Raw genomic sequence first — 17,891 nt, forward strand, 5'->3', positions numbered from 1 at the left:
TCCTCTCTATCGACTGATTATGAATAAAGTTTAATTTGTGCCCGTACCAATCCATGATCGGTTGGGCGTTGTTCTACAATAAATTTGAGATGATCGTTAAAATAATCAACTTGTAATACTTCACCGATGTTAAATTTACTATCAGCTAAAAATTGTTCAGATACCAAAATTTGGTCAAGCACTTCTGGCATACCTTGGTGGATATGGGTGTACGCCACATCTTTAAGCCAGTGCATACGGCTTTGTATCGTAGAGGCATCATACAGCACGATATCCCGCATCGACTTATCATAAAATACTTCGCCCGATTCGCTTAAAAGCTGACAAGTGACACTTTGCATCACATCATTCATATCCCCTAACAAAATCAGCGGATGGTTGTTGTGTGACAGTTTTTCGATGACCACTTGGCGAATGCCTGCCGCTTCCGCTGCCCGCATACAAAGACTGCGCAGCTTGGCGCGGACTCGAATTAGCGGATCATTGCGATCTTCTAACGGCTCGCCTTGCGCGTTTTCTAAAAACTCAGGGCGTTTACTTTTTAGATGCGCCACAATCACGGTGACCACCATGCCATTTGGCAATCTGATGTCGGCAATCAGCGGGGGACGGTTAAATTGTTGATAAAGCCCAACATCAGGAACGTCCAACAACGCAATCGCAGGCATCTGCGTGAGCAATTGGGTGTTAATAATCTCAAAACGTGATATCAAGCCTACGCTCGGGGTGCCAATTGCGCCTTGTCCTTGGGTTAATGGACTATCTGGCTGATTACTGGCTAATGGTACAGTGACATGATAGTCATTGAGACCGGCCGCACGACATAAGTCAATGAGTGCTTGCTCATCCCAAATTTCTTGGCAACCAATGATGTCAGCTTGCAATTGCCGAAAAATGGGGGCAAGTGCATTAATCTTTTGTTGATATTGCTGTGGCGTATACGCATCTTGGTTTCGGTAAAAAACCCGATTGGGCAGTGCAAAGTTAAGTAAATTTGCCGTAGCGATAACAAATTGATTGTCCACTGTCATATCCTTAATGTTTAGTTACCAGTTATCCCTGCTTGCTTGTAGCAACATTGTCCAAAAAATTTCCTGACTTTCATCTTCGTAACTTTTATCATAGTAACTTTTATCATAGTAACTTTCATCACTGTCAACACAGTGTCGAATTTTGGAGCATTATACATTTTTTTATTCAATTTCTACACAAAAAATCACTATTTTTAGCCAAAATTTGCTGATATTTTTAAGCAGGGTTTAAAAATTGGGTGCATAAAGTGCTTTTTTTTACTTAATCACCTTAATTGCTAACGAAAATCACTCTCGTGTCGAGTCTTTAAAAAATTTTTCATATAGTTAACTATTTGTTTTTAAATTATTTTTAGTTTTTTAGAGCTATATTAATGATTTTCTTGCTTTAATTTTGTTCGTTTAATAGTTGATTGATATAAAACTGCCAACGCTCCACGATGGCTTGGCGCTCAGACAATGCCATCTTAGGCTCAAAGATACGGTCTAACTGCCAACTTTCACCAATGCTAGTGTCATCATATAGTCCCACCGCTTGCCCTGCCAATAGTGCCACCCCTTTTGCGGTACTCTCAGTGGTCGTTGGTCGCAGCACAGGGACATTGAGTATATCGGCTTGAAATTGCATTAGGATATTGTTATTGGCAGCGCCCCCATCCACGCGCAGTTCGTGCAGCGGCACAGGGCTATCTTTTTGCATGGCGATTAACACATCATAAGCTTGCAGCGCAATTGCTTCTAAGGCGGCTCTAGCGATATGCGCTTTGGTAGTACCGCGTGTCAGCCCGATAAGTCTTGCTGTGGCATCTGCTCGCCAGTAAGGTGCGCCAAGCCCGGTAAAGGCAGGAATCAGGGTCACCCCTTGGCTATCCGGTACTTTTGCTGCCAAGGTTTCAATGTCCTCACTGCGCGCTATCATACCTAAATTATCGCGTAACCACTGCACGATGGCACCTGCCATAAACACACTGCCTTCAAGCGCATATTGTGTTTGCGTGACGCTTGTTTTTTTATTTCGTTGTAAATTTTGTAAAGGTTTTAGCAAGTTGGGCAATTTACCTGAAGGTTCATGCCGGTTAGGTTGACGAGTGTGATTCGCCTCTGTGGTTTGCCAAGCGACAGTGGTGAGTAATTGCTGATGACTGACACAGGGCTTATCGCCGGTATTCATTAATAAAAAACAGCCGGTGCCATAGGTGGATTTTGCCATCCCTGCTCGGTTACAGCCCTGCCCATACAATGCCGCTTGCTGATCGCCTAGCACTGCCGTGACTGGGATTTGTTTGCCAAACATCCCTTGTTTGGTGACCCCAAAATCGCCATCCGATGGCTTGATGGTAGGTAACATGGTTTTGGGAATATCAAACAATTCCAATAATTCATCAGACCAATCACCTGTTTGCAAAGACATCAGCATGGTACGTGAGGCATTGGTGATATCAATGCTATGCTCGCCTGTCATGTTAAACAGTAGCCAACTATCCACAGTACCAAAAGCCAACTCACCTGCTAGCGCTTGCTGGCGGAGCTTAGGGTTTTGGTTTAACAGCCATACGATTTTGCTGGCACTAAAATACGGATCTATACGTAATCCGGTAATTTGCTGGATTTTGGCATCAAAGCCTTTATCACGCCAATCTCTGCACCACTGATGGGTACGTCTATCTTGCCAGACAATGGCGGGTGCGACAGGCTTACCCGTCTTTTTATGCCAAATTATGGTGGTCTCACGTTGGTTGGTGATACCGATGGCTGAAATATCTGTCGCCAATAATCCTGCTTTGGCAATCACTTCTTGGGCAGTACTAATTTGGGTTTGCCAGATGTCATTGGCATTTTGCTCGATAAACCCGGCTTTTGGGGTGATGATACCCAGCGGCTTTTGGGCGATGGCGATGGGTGTTAATTGGTTATCAAAGATGATACTGCGGCTTGAGGTAGTGCCCTGATCCAGCGCTAAAATAAATCCGTTTTCTGTTTTAGCCATGTTGTTGTCTCAAACGATTGTGTTAAGCGTCAATATGTTATCTTAGCAAATACTTGCCCATCAACTTTTATATTACTGCGGCTGAAACCTTAAGGCAACGATTCGCGAAAAAATAGCCATTGATTTTATCAACAAAAAACCACATCATACTGATACTTTATTACCACTTACCAAAACCTATCTGTTAACTATAAGTGACCCTAAACCTTAGATTTCAGACTTCAAACCTTAGACCCTAAGCACTGTCACTCTAACTGTCACTGTCACTGTCACTGTCATTGTTTATCTTTTCCACTACCGCTTTTTAATGCGTTGATGAAACTTGTTTTATGAAAAATACCCTTGCAAAATCTGTTCGTACTACCCCTGTGACTTCAAAATCCGCCGCTATCATTACCGATACCATCAAATCTAACAATTTACAGCCTGTTGCAATTTCGCACTTGCGCCGTTATACCGACCCAGCGACCTTGCCAAAAGATAGCCACCATACCAAAACGCTTGAAATTGGCTTTGGGCAAGAGCGCGCCTGTAAAGCGATTGCCACTGCGCTTGATATCAATGCCAATGGTTATCATATCTTTGCTGCAGGTGAAAACGGACTGGGCAAACGCACCTTAATCACTCGCCTGCTACAAGCACACGCCAAACAAAAACCCACACCCAATGACTGGGTATATGTGCATAATTTTGTTGATGCGCGTACCCCGATTGCGCTTGACCTGCCTGCTGGCATGGGCAAGCAATTAGCGGAAGATGTCAAAACCTTTTGGCTAACCACCAAGCGTCAGCTCAATCAGCGTTTTCGCAGTGAGCACTACCAAAGTAAGGTAGAAGCCATAAAGAATGAAATTAGCCTTCGTGAAGAACAGGTCTATCATGCGCTGCATGAAGAAGGCAAACAATATTCACTTGCATTGGCGCTGCGACCTTCGGACAATAAACCGATTTTTATCAAATCGGATTTTAGTGACAACCGAGCCGATGGCAATGACAATGACAGTTACAATGATATTGAGCCAAGCGATGGTTATTTATCAATCAAACCTGCTAATAAATTGGGTCGCCAAAAATCCAGTGGCAAAGCGACAGTTTCACCACTTAAAGCCAATCAAACGTCTAGCACGACAACTAGCGCCTCTAATAATACCTCGAGCGCAACCAATCAAGCCAGCTTTGGCTTAACCCCAAAATCGCCGTATGTTGCCAATTATCAAGATAAAAACCACATGCAAAAACGCTTGAGCCAACTGACCGTTGAGCTTGAGCAAATTGAAGATGAAGCCAATCAGACCCTACAAGCGCTACACCACTCATTGACTCGGCGTACCTTAAAACCATTGATGGAGCCGTTATTTGACAAGTATCAAGCCTTACCAAAGGTTCGTAAGTATTTGCAAGACGTACATGACGATATCGTCAATCATGTAGAGCGAATCATCAATGAAGATGATGAAGAGTTTTTGCCCAGCCATTTTTCGCCATTGCCAGCGCGCTATTTTGTCAATGTGATTGCCAGCCATGCGCCCGATCAAGGCGCACCGATTGTGTTTGAAGACTTACCCACCCATTTAAATTTACTCGGGCATGTCGAGCAAATTACCCATTTAGGTACTGTATCAACGGATGTCAGTCTGATTCGCGCCGGTTCACTGCATCGTGCGAATGGTGGTTATTTGGTGCTTGAAGCAACTAATTTGCTTGAATATCCGTATGCGTGGCAAGGTCTCAAACGCGCGCTGCAAAGCCGCCAAATCAAGATGTCGAGCCTTGAGCAAATGCTGACACTGACCGGCAGTATCAGCCTTGAGCCACAACCGATTAAGCTTGATGTCAAAGTCATTTTACTCGGTGAGCCAGACTTGTATTATGACCTGCTAGATTTTGAGCCTGAATTTAATGCCGTATTCAAAATCCGTGCAGATTTTCATGATCGCGTGGTACGCAGCCACGCCAACGAACAAGCGATGACCGCCAAAATTGCTGATATGATAAGCAAATACCAATTGCTAACGTTTGATAACACCGCGTTGGCTTGTTTATTAGATTATCTCAGCGAGCAAGCAGAAGACCAGCATGAGTTAAGCCTACATGGGGACAGATTGGCACAGCTATTACTCGAAGCCAATCGTCATGCGCTCATCAATCAATCAGAGCTTACGCCTGAAAACACAGTAACCGCTAGCCATGTCCGCCAAGCCATTGAGGATATTCGTCACCGCTCGGGTTATTTACGACAATTGTTCTGGCAAGAACTAGAAAAAGGGCAACAGCTGATTAGCACCCAAGGCAAAGCGATTGGTCAAATCAATGCGCTGACGGTCATCAGCTACGCAGATAGTGAATTTGGTATGCCTGCGCGATTGACAGCATCGGTGCATCACAGTGCCGCGCACGCCGATATTGTTGATATCGAGCGCGATGTGGATTTAGGCGGCTCTATCCATGCCAAAGGTGTGCTGATTATGAGCAGTTACCTAAAAGCACTGTTTGCCGAAGACCACACGCTCAACTTTACCGCATCGCTGGCTTTTGAACAAAGTTATGGCGGTATCGATGGCGATAGCGCGACAGTAGCCGAAACCTGCGCGCTGCTGTCTGCCTTATCGCAAACCCCCATCAATCAAAGCTTGGCGGTTACAGGATCGATGAACCAATTTGGTCAAGTCCAAGCGGTTGGCGGCGTCAATGCCAAAATCGCCGGGTTTTATGATGCGTGTGTCGAACAAGGCTTGACGGGTAAACAAGGGGTGATTGTACCCAAAGCCAATTTGGCGCAATTGATGCTGCGTCAAGATATCATCGATAGCGTGACGGCAGATAAATTTACCATCTATGCCGTAGAGCATGTCAATGAAGCCATGTATCTATTGACGGGTCTGGCGCCGGATGAGATGACCAAAAAAGGCAAGTATCGTAAAAATACCGTTTATGGTCGTATTTATGAACGCTTAGAAACTTGGGAAGAAAAAGATGCAGATGACAAACAATAACGCCTCATTGGGTTATTGTTTATCGCTGATAACTTGCTTGCTCTATATCAAGCAATGTTTGCTTAATCTCAACCCCACCGGTATAACCGCCCAATTTGCCATCGCTGGCAATCACGCGATGGCAAGGAATGATGAGACTTAGTGGGTTGCGGCCATTGGCCTGCGCGACTGCGCGAAAGCCTTTGGGATTATCCACTTGTAGCGCAAGCTGTGCATAGCTGATTGTTTGACCGTAAGGGATTTGTCGTAATGCTTGCCATACTTTTTGCTGAAAGGGTGTGCCTGTGGATAAATCTAAGGGAATATCAAAAACTTGTCGCTGACCTGCTTGATACTCCTTTAGCTGATTGATAGTCTCTACTAGCACTTTTGCATCGGCATCAATCGAGTGACTTAATGCTACCGAATTCATGACGGCTACTTTTACCTTGTGCTTAGCTAATAGGTCATGGGTCTTTTGCGTATGCCAATCGAGCGCAATCAAACAGCCTTGATGCGCCACAAGTGTCACCGTTGGCAAATTTTTCGCAAGTTGATAAGACGTCATTATCATGTTATTCATCTTTTTCAAATAGCGCTTTGACAAAATCATCAGCTTGAAATGGGCGCAAGTCATCAATTTTTTCACCCACGCCAATAAAACGAATCGGCACGTTGGTGTTTTCAGCGATATTAAATACCACGCCGCCTTTTGCCGTACCATCCAATTTAGTGACGGTCACGCCTGTCAGTGGCACTGCTTCATTGAAGATTTCTACTTGATTTAGCGCATTTTGTCCTGTACCGGCGTCGAGCACAATCATGGATTCATGCGGCGCTGTCGGATCAGCTTTTTGCATGACGCGAATCACTTTTTTCAGCTCTTCCATCAAATTGGTTTTATTTTGTAGACGCCCTGCAGTATCGGCAATCAGCACGTCAATGCCACGGGCTTTGGCAGATTGAATGGCATCAAAAATCACCGAGGCACTGTCTGAACCATGACCTTGGGCGACAACTGGGATATTATTGCGCTCCCCCCAAACTTGCAATTGCTCGGTGGCTGCCGCACGAAACGTATCGCCCGCTGCTAACATCACTGATTTGCCTTCACCTTGCAGACGTTTGGCAAGTTTACCGATGGTGGTGGTTTTACCCACGCCATTGACCCCCACGACCAAGATAACAAACGGTTTTGTGCTAGCATCCACCACCAGTGGCGCAACTTTGGGTGTCAAGATATCGGTTAGTTCTTTTTGTAGCGCTTTATACAGTGAATGCGAATAAATCAAATCGCCGCGTGCAGTGGCTTCGGTCAAGTTTTTGATAATGCGATTGGTGGCATTCACCCCAATGTCGGCGACCAACAGTTGGTCTTCGACTTCTTCTAGTAGTTCATCATCAATTTCTTTACCACCAATCAGAATATTGGTTAAGCCTTCGGTCAAGTTTTTACGACTTTTTGACAAGCCTTGCTTCATGCGGCTAAACCAACCACCTTTCTGTTCAGGTTCTGCGGTTGGCGCAGTCGTATTGGCAGGCGGCTGCTGTGTGGTTGCAGGCTGCCCTTGGTGTTGGCTTTGCGGCATTGGTGACACAGATTGAGGGGTCACGACGGGTGTTTGCAGCGTTGACGTTTGGGCGGTTTCAGCGATACGCGGCGTTTCAATAATTGGCACATCTTGCACAGGCAGATTGGGCATCGTAGCATCATCAAAATTAGTCGGTTGGTTATTAAAATTAATTACCACCTTATTAGAAGCATTGTTATTAAATTGGTTGCTACTCATATCATCGCCTATGGTTAAATTTGTCATTAAAATATTGAGATGTATAAAATTATAACAGTGTTTGTTCGCAGTTTGAAATAAACATGCTGTCAATCCCTTACACTCAGATTAATCATGGTCTTGCAAAAAACTATCCGTTCACAGCTTGTTGCGCTAAAAATTTGCAGGTGGTATTTATTCAGATTTAATCGTGCAATGGGCTTTCAAATAGCAATCAATGCCAACATCCGTTATCATGGTTTATCTTTTATAATGCCTGCAAACCCCATTGCCCCACAATCAAAAAAACCAGATTAAAAGTTAAAGAGAAACTATGTTAAATCAAAAACCTGTGTCAAAACCCACATTTTTTAACCTTACCCTCCTCGCTGCCGCCTTGACCTATACGCTCTGTGTATCAGGTTGCAGCACTGCGCAGACCATCGCAGCCAAAACCATGCCGACTAAAACTACCCCGACTTTAGCCAATACGCCTATTAACGCGCATCCAACTGCTAACGCGGTAACTGACACAACCCAGCAAACGCCGAGCCCCACAGATTTTGACAGCGCTAGGGCAGCAACGCGCCATGAATATACGCTGGATAATGGATTAAAGGTGATAATCAAAGAAGATCACCGCTCTCCTGTGGTGATAAGCCAAGTATGGTATCGCGTGGGTGCTGCGGATGAACCCACTCATTTAGGCGGTATGTCACATTTGCTTGAGCATATGATGTTTAAGGGAACAAAAAACGTGTCCTCAGTAGATTTTGAACGCCTTATTGCCAAATTTGGCGGTAGCAATAATGCCTTTACCAGCTATGACTACACCGCATATTATGAAATTTTCCCTGCCAATCGCTTAGCGCTCGCCCTAGAGCTTGAAGCCGATCGGATGACCCATTTACAGCTAAAGGACAGCGACTTTACCGCTGAGCGCCAAGTGGTGATGGAAGAGCGCCGCCAGCGAACCGATGATAACCCAAACGCCCGCGCCTATGAGCAGTTTAGCAAAATGGCTTACCCCAATAGCCCCAAAGGAGAATCGGTCATTGGTCCCATGGCAGAAATCGAATCCATTAGGTTAAACGACCTAACCGATTGGTATAAAACATGGTATGCACCCAACAATGCGACCTTAGTAATCGTGGGCGATGTCAATCCCACAAACGCCATCAATGAAGTCAAAAAATACTTTGCCGATAAAAAACCGCAAACCCTGCCAACGCGCCCCAGTGTGATACAGCCAGGGTTTCGTGGTTATCAAGAAAAAACCACCCAATTGCCGGTACAGGTGCCTATGGTTATGATGGCGTTTAACGTGCCGACGCTTACCACAGCAAAAGACCCCAAAACCGCCTATAGTCTATCGCTACTAGCCGATGTGCTCGATGGCGGTCTATCTGCGCGCCTAGAAAAACGCCTAGTACGGGAAAAACAGCTACTAGCGTCAGTCGGTAGTGGTTACAGCGCCTTTAGTCGGGGCGATGGGCTATTTTTAATCCAAGCCACCCCACGAGATGGCGTTACGCTTGCCCAAGCCAAACAAGCAATCATTGCTGAGATTGACGCGCTCAAAACCCAACCGATTGCACAAAGTGAACTGACCCGTGCCAAAACCAACACCATGACTAGCTTGATATATAGCCAAGATAGTATCAGCGGACAAGCGCAGATGATTGGCAGTCTAAACAGCATTGGGCTTGATGATCGGATGGTGTTCAACCTACCCAAAACCTTAGATAGCATCACAGAAAGTGACTTACACGCTGCCGCTAGCAAATATTTGGTTAACGACAATCTAACCGTGCTCAATGTGGTGAAAGAAAATAAACCCACGCAATAACTATAAAACCAGTAACTTAACTTATCCTGACTTAAATTTCCCGCACTTGACTTGCCCTCACTGCTGTCAGACCATCCTTAGAATGTTGAGAGAAAAAATGAAAACACGCTTAGCTAAAATCTTATTACTAATGACCACCATTGCCACGCAAGCGGGCTATGCAGAACCTGCCACCCATAGCGACGCTCACAGTAGTGGCAATGTTGACACCACCGCGCCCATTGCCGCTTTAGACAAATTAACCAGTCTAAAAACCACAGCGCCGTTAAACGTGACCCTACCACATATCATCCACTTTACGACGGATTCGGGTACCCCAGTAGCTTTGGTACAAACCCATCATTTACCGATTGTGGATGTCAGTGTGTATTTTAATGCAGGCTCAGCTCGTGATGAAGCCATTAAAAAAGGCGGTTTTGGGATTGCCAGTCTGACCGCGAGTATGCTGGATCAGGGCACACGCCATAAAAGCGAAGATGAGATTGCCGAGACCAGTGAGCAGCTTGGGATTGATTTATCTGCCCGTGCTTATAAAGACATGTTTATTGTGAGTTTGCGCAGTCTATCTGATGAAGCGCGTTTATCCCCTGCGCTTGGTTTAATGAGCGATATGATGACCCAGCCTACGTTTCCAAACAAAAACTTTGAGCGTACCAAAGCCCAGTATTTAATCAGCCTGCAACAAGCCAAAGAAGATCCCGATAGCATCGCAAGCAAAGCCTTTGCTAACGCGCTTTATGGCAATCATCCCTACGCCCACCCCACCCAAGGCACGGAAGACAGCATTGCCAAAATTAATGCCACCGATCTCAAAGCTTTTAGCCAGCAGTTTTTGGTGGCGAAGAACGCGAATATTGCCATCACAGGCGATATCAGTCTTGCGCGCGCGCGGGCGCTTGCCAATCAGCTAACCGCTCAAATGCCTGTTGGCACAGCTGCCCCAAAGCTTGCCGATGCCCAGCCTTTGAGCGCCGCTAAAACGATTCATATCCCCTTTGACAGCACCCAAACCACCGTATTGATGGGGCAATTGGGTCAAAAACGCGTGGCGGATAGCTTAGGCTTACAGCATCAAACCAACTTTGCCATTGCCGATGAAATCGTCGGGGGCGGCAATTTTCAAGCCAGACTGATGGAAGACATCCGTAAAAAACGCGGGCTCACCTATGGCATCTATAGCAGCACCACGCCGATGCTTGCCCAAGGTAGCTATACCATTCGTTTTTCTACCCGTAACCAAAAGTCGCAAGAAGCAATTGAGGCGACCAAGCAAGTCATCAAAAATACCCTAGAAAAAGGGGTAACGCCAAACGAATTGGCTTTAACCAAAGACAGTCTAATCAACAGTTTCCCCACCAGCTTTGCTAGCAATGCCGCCATGAATGCCACAGTTGGTATGATGGGGTTTTATCAGCTGCCAGATAGTTACTTGACCGATTACGTGACGCGCGTGCAGCGCGCCGACCTTAACGCAGTCAATCAAAGCTATAAAGACCTCATTGACCCTAACAAATTTTTGATTGTGACGGTTGGTAACGCCAAGCCAAACACAACAAAAACCGCTAAATAGCCAAGGTTAAAGCTTAACGGGTAATAACACTTGCGCTAGGTTAAAAACGGCAGGGTGATGAACTTGAGCTATGGCTCGCGCCCCATTTTCGAAAGCCTTGCGTATCAAGATGCACCGAGCCTGTCGGATACAAACCAAGTCCAAAACTATAGGCTTGCCCGTTGGACTGCCAAAACTGGCAAAGCCCATCAAAGGTGCTTTCTATTGCCCATTTGTTGGCTTCGTTTTCAGGCACCCAAATATCAATTGCGCCATTGGTCATGTGCTTACTCTCGCCCGCACCGCCCGCACAATCATTCAATGCAGGGTTTCGATACACGGAGCGTATCACTGTCGAATACGGCAAATAACCTTGTTTTTGCAGTTGCTGCAGCATTTGAAGGGTAGGCACGATATTTTGCCATAGTGACGCAGGCGGCACTTCATACGGCTCAAAACCGCAGCGGCGCGCATCTCTGGCACTCGTGATTAACTGATCCATCGGCGGAATACTGCCTAATTGGCTTTGCAAATAATTTTGATACGCCAACACTTCTGATTGCTGATAACTGTGGCTAGCCAGCCAATCTTTAAAATCTGCATCATTGGTATAGACAACGTTACTATTGTATCGTGTGGTATTTTTGAGTGCGCCATAATCTGTTGTAGGTCGGCTTGTGTTTTGACGGTTTAGAATAAGACCGCGCATATTGTCAGTCTGCGTGACAGTAGGATTTTTAGGGTCTGGCTGGGTTTGACGAACGATGGTCGTAGTCGGTTTTCGGTTATCGATGGGTGTGACCGGATGATTACACGCGATAAGCAATGTCATTATCATCCCTGAGCCAACAATGCCTGTTAGAATCTTGGTTTTGGTATTCTGAGTCTTGGTAGTGTTGATATTCTGGGTATTGGCACTTTTGGCATTGGCATACTGGGCGGTTTGCGCGTTGTCTTCGATAATGGTTGGTTTATTTTTGGTCTTGTTTTGATGTGTCATGGACTGCCTATTCACGTTTCGTCAAAATGGAAAAACACCACGGACTTATGAGCAACTGTCAAAAAAGTAGGCTTGATATACTTAGCTAATCATGCCTACTTGATAATTATTTTCACTTAACTTTTACTTGATAGTTATGTTCACTACATAATTAAGACATAATTAAGCTTAATTGATAGCTCACTTAATATAGTGACTTATTTCTATGAAACAAGTGTTATAAACTATTACATTATTAAGACTACCAAAATCACATTAAGCCATATAAACTATTGAGCCTATTTTTGTGTCTTTTTACAGACTTATTGTCACCGGGTTAATTTGATGTTTGGTGTGTATGGTAGATAAGATTGGACAGTACCGTTTTTCTAGGCAAGCTCATCACTTTGGTAATGACAGTCTACCCTCCTTTTGGCAGCGCGTGCATTTAGACCCTTGGTTATTGATGCTATTGTTTGTCACAGCTTTGTTTGGTTTAGCCATTTTATATAGTGCCTCTACTCAAGACATGGGAATGGTCATCCGTCAAACCATTAGTTTTACCATCGCGTTTGTGGTGATGATTGTCATGGCGCAAATCCCGCCCAGTCTTTACCGTGATTTTACCCCGTTTTTTTATGTGGGTGGTGTGGCGTTACTGATACTGGTCAAAATTATTGGTGAGGTGCGACTGGGTGCGCAGCGCTGGATTGGTATTCCTGGGTTTGGTAGTGTCCAGCCGTCAGAGTTTATGAAGCTTGGCATGCCGATGCTCACTGCTTGGTTTTTATCCAAACGCGATTTGCCGCCAAGTTTATCGACAGTGCTTATCACGCTGGTGGCGATTGGTATTCCCGTGCTGCTAATTGCTGAGCAGCCCGACTTGGGTACCTCTTTATTGGTGGCGTCTAGTGGCTTATTTGTGCTGTTCTTATCGGGTTTGCCTTGGTGGATGATTGGCTCTGCGGTGGCGCTGTTTATTCCCTTTGTTTTTGTGGCTTGGGAATACCTGTTACACGACTACCAGCGCAAACGCGTCCTAACTTTGCTAGACCCTGAAAGCGATGCCTTGGGGGCTGGATGGAATATCATGCAGTCAAAAACCGCGATTGGCTCAGGGGGACTCACAGGTAAAGGCTACTTGCAAGGCACACAATCTCATCTACATTTTTTACCCGAAGGCCACACCGATTTTATCATTGCGGCTTTTTCTGAAGAGTTTGGCTTAATTGGTGTCAGTTTACTGATGTTCCTGTATTTTTGTATTCTATGCCGCGCCTTATTTATTGCTTACTCCAATACTGCTGTCTATAGCAAATTACTCTCGGGCGCGATTGCCATGTCATTTTTTGTGTATGTGTTTGTAAATGCCGGCATGGTAGCAGGTATTTTGCCAGTTGTCGGTGTTCCTTTGCCATTTATCAGCTATGGCGGTACCGCTTTAATTACTTTGATGGCAGGATTTGGTTTAGTGATGTCAATTGCCTCGCATAATGGTAAATAACTCTTAGGCTATTTTCGAAACTATTTTGTTTGTAAATAAGCTATTTATAAACAATTTTTTATGTAACTATTTATGTAAATAGGTATTTTTAAATGTAAAAAACGTAAAAGAGTTAGCATAAAAGATATCATTTTTATGAGTAGTTTTAAACAATTATTATGGTAAAACTTAATAATTTTTACCATTTATCTATTTTTTTATACCGTTTATCTAAATAAATCGTGATTTTAATCACGTAATTGCTTATTGTGGGTCATCAAGATTGAGCAATTACATACCGAAACAAAGTAAAATTTGTAAACTAATTGTTAAATCTCATAAATTTTCTTGGTGCCCTATAAGCGATTTGTATGCATGACATATCAAGGCTTATTGGCTCCCAAATATAAGGCGCTCATTGTAAAGAGCGATTGTTCAGAGGTCATTATGTCAAAGCGTCAATCGAATTTAGCTAATGTAGCGACGTTACTTTGCTTTTGTGGCGTAACGGCGCTTAGCTCAACTACCCAAGCAGCCACGAGCAATTTAGATCACGTACTTAATGAGTTAACCCGCCAGCACAACAATGCATCAGACTTAGTCAAATCCGCGCGTCAACCTCGCAACCTTGCCTTAGAAAGCCAACTTATCAGCCAAGATACTTCACAAGCTAGCAAAGATGCAGACGTGTTAGAGCGTCTTTCTGCCGTTGCATCTAATACGGTCAATCGTTTTAGCCAAACGGGTGTCGCCTCTTGGTATGGTCGTCAATTTCAAGGTCGTAAAACTGCTAGCGGCGATACTTTTGATTCTAACTCATTGACTGCGGCGCATCGCTCATTGCCAATGAACTGTTATATCAAAGTGACCAACAAATCAAACGGCAAAAGCGTTGTGGTAAAAGTCAATGACCGCGGTCCATTTTCAAGCCATCGCGTATTAGATTTATCGTATGCCGCCGCCAAACAAATTGGCTTAGCAAGCACGGGTACAGGCAACGTCGTTATTGAGCGTGTGGCCGGTCCAAACTAATATTAGCTGACTAGCAGCTTTTAGCTTAGTATCAACTTTTAAGTGACTATCAGCCGTTCATCACAAAAAAAAGCATGAAATTGATTCATGCTTTTTTAATTGACTTAACCATATTACCGCGCCAAATACTTGGTCATATCTTCAATACCATGCAAGGTCATCGGGTACATATGACCTTGCATGATATCTTTGATTAAGCCGATAGTCTGCGTGTATTGCCAGTAGCTTTGTGCCTCAGGGTTGAGCCATGCGACTTTATCAAAGTGGTTAGTGATACGTTTTAGCCACGCCTGCCCCGTATCTTGGCTCATATACTCAACGCTGCCGCCGACAGATAACAACTCATAAGGCGACATTGCGGCATCACCCACAAAAATCACCCGATAATCACTGCCGTATTTGTGTAGCACATCTAATGTGGGCACCGCGCTGGCGTTACGGCGGGCATTTTCTGTCCAAACATACTCATACACGCAGTTATGAAAATAAAAAAATTCAAGCGTCTTAAACTCATTTTTTGCAGCGGCAAATAAGCGCTCACACGCTTCGATATAGCTATCCATGCTACCACCGATATCAAATAGCATGAGCACTTTGACACGATTGCGGCGTTCGGGACGCAGCTGCACATCGAGCATCCCCGTTTGCGCGGTTTTCTTGATGGTTGAGCCAATATCAAGCTCATCAGCCGCCCCATCACGGGCGAATTTACGCAGTTTACGCAGTGCCATCTGCATGGAGCGGGTTTCTAACTGGTTATCCGTATCCAAATCGCGGTATTTGCGCTGCTCCCACACCTTGACCGCGCTGCGTTTTCGGCTTTCACCCCCTACTCGTACGCCTTCAGGATGGTCGCCATACGCCCCAAATGGCGATGAGCCGCCTGTACCGACCCATTTGTTACCGCCTTGGTGTCGCTCTTTTTGTTCTTTTAGCCGTTCCTCTAGTGCTTTCATGAGTGCTTCAAGCGAGCCATATTTTTTGAGTAGGCGTCGCTGGGCTTCGGTGAGATTGTTGGGGTCAAGTTTGAGTTCCAGCCATTCTTTAGGGATATTACCCAATTTTGCCATCAGCTCGTCAATGTCGAGTGTATCAATACCTTCAAAATAATCCGCCATGGCACGGTCAAATTTATCAAAGTATTTTTCGTCTTTGACCATACATAGGCGAATCAGCTCGTAGAATTGTTCACGGTCGGCAAACACAATGCCTGTTTCTAGTAAGGCATAAAGGTCTAGCAATTCACGGGTAGAAACTGGCACGCCATAAGTGCGTAAGGTGTAAAAAAGATTGATAAACACACCAATCCCCTATCGACTACGACGCAGCATAAAGCCCATACGTTCAAGTAAACTCAAGTCATTTTCATTTTTGAGCAACGCCCCCGCCATAGGCGGTAAGTTATCGCTTGGATTTTTCAACCGCTCAATCGCATTTTGACTGCCCGCTTGCAAATCATCGGCCATCAGCAAACTAATCCAATCTACCAATTCAGAAGTGGATGGCGGTTTTTTTAAGCCTTTGACTTCTCGTAGACCGTAGAACACCTTGAGTGCTTCATCCACCAAGTCTGCCTGTAGATTGGGGAAATGCACATCCACAATTTCGCGCATGGTTGCTTGGTCAGGAAAATCAATATAATGAAAAAAGCAACGACGCAAGAAGGCATCAGGCAGTTCTTTTTCATTGTTTGACGTGATAATAACGACAGGACGATGATCGGCGGTAATCGTTTCGCCAGTTTCATACACATAAAATGACATTTTATCGAGCTCATGTAGCAAGTCGTTGGGGAACTCAATATCCGCTTTATCAATCTCATCAATGAGCAGTACCACACGCTCAGGACTGGTAAATGCTTGCCATAGCTTGCCTGCCTTGATGTAGTTAGCAATATCATACACGCGGTCATCGCCCAATTGACTATCCCGCAGGCGTGATACCGCATCGTACTCATACAAGCCTTGTTCAGCTTTGGTGGTTGATTTGATGTGCCAAGTTAACAGTGGCATATCTAAACTTTTTGCCACTTCTTCAGCCAGTAGCGTTTTACCCGTGCCAGGTTCCCCTTTGATGAGTAACGGTTTTTGCAATTGAATCGCAGCGTTGACGGCAAGTTTTAGGTTGTCAGTGGCGATATAACTATCGGTGCTTGCAAAACTGCTTTGGGTTGCGCTGTTTTGGATGGCAGCATTTTGCTGATGGTCAGACATAAAAAAACCTATGATAATCGTCAAAAATGAGTTTCAGACTATCATAAGTTTTAGGGAAAGTTAAGCTATAAGTAAAAGGTTAAGCTGTAAAAGATTAAGCTATAAAAAGTTAAGCGGTTACAGCTTGCTGGCTTATCACTATCATAGCTTAGCGGCTAGGCTGGCTGATATTGGCGTTATTTAGCGCATGTTTTTTGTTGGTTTTATCGATGCCCATTCGAAGAATTTGCCAAATAAAACCCAAAATACAGCCCACTGTAATGACAACCATAATTGGTAGCAACCCATTAAAGATAATTGCTGGATCTTTGAGTAAAATCCCATACACCACGGAAATACTCGCTGGTGCGATGTCAGGCGGGGTGCCAAGGGAAGTGGTGGGCGTGAGCAAAATCGCAAATAGAATAATCCAACTCAAGCCTGCAAGCGTTTTTGGCAAAATCCGTACCACTAAAATCCAAAGCAGTAATACCACAATGGAAGATCCCACATAAGCATATAAGGGTAATTTGTCTGGCGGCACACCTTGAACCAGCTGCGCCCACCAAATGATGATTTCGCCTAGCACATTACCGATTTGGTCGAGTGATAAAAATGCAAACATAATTTTGCCTTGCCAAAAATAGATAGATTATTTTAGCATGATTCAACTCATTTGGTTAAAATTTTGCTACTGCCACTTGTTCTGCTGTGCTTCTGCCATATTCAATTTTGCTTGGCGTAACAGCACATCTTCAGGCGGCATTTGCACAAAATACCCCTGACTTTGCAGTTTTTCTAACACTTCTGCTTTATTGACTCGTGCAAGCTTTGTCGTATTCTCCAAATCCAAATGCATCACAAAGGTTTCGCGCCCAATCGCTTGACGAAAATCCTTGGGCAACACTGACAACCAGTCACGAATCTCGTCCGTGTCATTGGGATAATCTGGGCGAGCAATGTACACATACAGGTCATCTTTTTTGCTAAATTTATAAATATCGCAATGCATCATACAACCCTATTATTACTGTAAAATTTAAAGTGC

14 protein-coding genes are annotated in these 17,891 nt (G+C 44.6%); 5 read left to right on the plus strand and 9 right to left on the minus strand.

The features are described from left to right. Positions 1-17 precede the first annotated feature (17 nt). Positions 18-1,031: an endonuclease/exonuclease/phosphatase family protein gene (locus RTS10_RS01495; protein ID WP_312538873.1), complete on the minus strand. Its 1,014-nt coding sequence runs from the start codon at positions 1,029-1,031 to the stop codon at positions 18-20. Between the two features lie 388 nt (positions 1,032-1,419). Continuing rightward, positions 1,420-3,018 carry a glycerol kinase GlpK gene (glpK, locus tag RTS10_RS01500; RefSeq protein WP_312538874.1) on the minus strand — a complete coding sequence of 533 codons (1,599 nt, stop codon included), beginning with the start codon at positions 3,016-3,018 and terminating at the stop codon, positions 1,420-1,422. A 329-nt stretch (positions 3,019-3,347) separates the two neighbouring features. Here glpK and RTS10_RS01505 point away from each other — a divergent pair, with 329 nt between their 5' ends. Continuing rightward, positions 3,348-6,011, plus strand: coding sequence for an AAA family ATPase (locus RTS10_RS01505; RefSeq protein ID WP_312538875.1), 2,664 nt, complete (start codon positions 3,348-3,350; stop codon positions 6,009-6,011). A gap of 19 nt (positions 6,012-6,030) precedes the next feature. Here RTS10_RS01505 and RTS10_RS01510 read toward each other — a convergent pair whose 3' ends face one another. Both RTS10_RS01510 and ftsY read right to left on the minus strand, forming a co-directional pair. Beyond that, positions 6,031-6,564: a methylated-DNA--[protein]-cysteine S-methyltransferase gene (locus RTS10_RS01510; RefSeq protein WP_312538876.1), complete on the minus strand. Its 534-nt coding sequence runs from the start codon at positions 6,562-6,564 to the stop codon at positions 6,031-6,033. 1 nt (position 6,565) lies between these two features. Then, positions 6,566-7,780 (minus strand): signal recognition particle-docking protein FtsY, encoded by a 1,215-nt coding sequence (gene ftsY / locus RTS10_RS01515; RefSeq protein ID WP_409455566.1) that lies wholly within the window; start codon positions 7,778-7,780, stop codon positions 6,566-6,568. A 313-nt stretch (positions 7,781-8,093) separates the two neighbouring features. On the opposite strand from ftsY, the gene RTS10_RS01520 reads away from it, so the two are divergent. Together RTS10_RS01520 and RTS10_RS01525 are read left to right on the plus strand one after the other, a co-directional pair. Further along, on the plus strand, positions 8,094-9,608 hold the full coding sequence (locus RTS10_RS01520; protein ID WP_312538878.1) for a M16 family metallopeptidase: 1,515 nt from the start codon (positions 8,094-8,096) through the stop codon (positions 9,606-9,608). A gap of 97 nt (positions 9,609-9,705) precedes the next feature. Next, the gene (locus tag RTS10_RS01525) at positions 9,706-11,178 is read left to right on the plus strand and encodes a M16 family metallopeptidase (RefSeq protein ID WP_312538880.1); all 1,473 of its coding nucleotides are present in this window, start codon (positions 9,706-9,708) and stop codon (positions 11,176-11,178) included. 40 nt (positions 11,179-11,218) lie between these two features. On the opposite strand, the gene RTS10_RS01530 is transcribed toward RTS10_RS01525, so the two are convergent. Continuing rightward, the gene (locus tag RTS10_RS01530; protein WP_312538881.1) at positions 11,219-12,157 is read right to left on the minus strand and encodes a D-Ala-D-Ala carboxypeptidase family metallohydrolase; all 939 of its coding nucleotides are present in this window, start codon (positions 12,155-12,157) and stop codon (positions 11,219-11,221) included. Between the two features lie 337 nt (positions 12,158-12,494). Between RTS10_RS01530 and rodA the strand changes: the two genes are divergently transcribed. Together rodA and RTS10_RS01540 are read left to right on the plus strand one after the other, a co-directional pair. Continuing rightward, positions 12,495-13,640, plus strand: a complete 1,146-nt coding sequence (gene rodA / locus RTS10_RS01535) for a rod shape-determining protein RodA (RefSeq protein WP_203171722.1) — start codon at positions 12,495-12,497, stop codon at positions 13,638-13,640. Positions 13,641-14,066: 426 nt separating this feature from the next. Beyond that, positions 14,067-14,651 (plus strand): septal ring lytic transglycosylase RlpA family protein, encoded by a 585-nt coding sequence (locus RTS10_RS01540; RefSeq protein ID WP_099833790.1) that lies wholly within the window; start codon positions 14,067-14,069, stop codon positions 14,649-14,651. Between the two features lie 113 nt (positions 14,652-14,764). Here the strand turns inward: RTS10_RS01540 and RTS10_RS01545 are convergent, their stop codons facing one another. The 4 genes from RTS10_RS01545 to RTS10_RS01560 all read right to left on the minus strand — a co-directional run bounded on the left by RTS10_RS01545 (position 14,765) and on the right by RTS10_RS01560 (position 17,855). Then, positions 14,765-15,952, minus strand: a complete 1,188-nt coding sequence (locus RTS10_RS01545; protein ID WP_312538882.1) for a vWA domain-containing protein — start codon at positions 15,950-15,952, stop codon at positions 14,765-14,767. Between the two features lie 9 nt (positions 15,953-15,961). Then, the gene (locus RTS10_RS01550) at positions 15,962-16,864 is read right to left on the minus strand and encodes an AAA family ATPase (RefSeq protein WP_312538884.1); all 903 of its coding nucleotides are present in this window, start codon (positions 16,862-16,864) and stop codon (positions 15,962-15,964) included. 148 nt (positions 16,865-17,012) lie between these two features. Continuing rightward, positions 17,013-17,468: a hypothetical protein gene (locus RTS10_RS01555; protein WP_007116910.1), complete on the minus strand. Its 456-nt coding sequence runs from the start codon at positions 17,466-17,468 to the stop codon at positions 17,013-17,015. Positions 17,469-17,534: 66 nt separating this feature from the next. Further along, positions 17,535-17,855, minus strand: a complete 321-nt coding sequence (locus RTS10_RS01560) for a YcgL domain-containing protein (protein WP_076774249.1) — start codon at positions 17,853-17,855, stop codon at positions 17,535-17,537. Positions 17,856-17,891: the final 36 nt, after the last annotated feature.

The sequence above is a fragment of the Moraxella sp. CTOTU47616 genome, from assembly GCF_032017465.1.
Taxonomy (GTDB): Bacteria; Pseudomonadota; Gammaproteobacteria; order Pseudomonadales; family Moraxellaceae; genus Faucicola; species Faucicola tetraodonis.